Source organism: Pseudoalteromonas sp. SIMBA_162, from assembly GCF_046535955.1.
GTDB classification, from domain to species: domain Bacteria; phylum Pseudomonadota; class Gammaproteobacteria; order Enterobacterales; family Alteromonadaceae; genus Pseudoalteromonas; species Pseudoalteromonas marina.
Genome location: NZ_JAWJBQ010000291.1, coordinates 1 through 278, shown reverse-complemented (window position 1 = coordinate 278; position 278 = coordinate 1). Strand labels below are relative to the sequence as shown.

The window sequence follows — 278 nt, the reverse complement described above, 5'->3', positions numbered from 1 at the left end:
CGGCCATTGGTTCCGCGGCGGCAGCGCCGATGACGGTATCGCTGTCGCGGCACCCGCCGCGCAGGGCAACCCGGTCGACCAGTTGTGGGCCGCGTCGCTGACCGGCGTCGACGGCAAGCCGGCATCGCTCGCCTCCTTCAAGGGCCAGAAGGTCGTGGTCAATTTCTGGGCGTCGTGGTGCGGCCCGTGCGTGGAGGAGATGCCGGAGCTCGTCGCGCTGTCGCATCAATACAAGCAGAAAGGCATTCGCTTCATCGGGATCGGCGTCGATTCCGACC

The 278-nt window shown here is 67.3% G+C and carries 1 protein-coding gene; it reads left to right on the top strand.

Translation table 11 applies throughout. The annotated features are described in order from the left end of the window. Window positions 1-278: redoxin family protein (locus R0J88_RS19730; RefSeq protein WP_410900836.1), on the top strand; the 278-nt coding region annotated here is incomplete at both ends.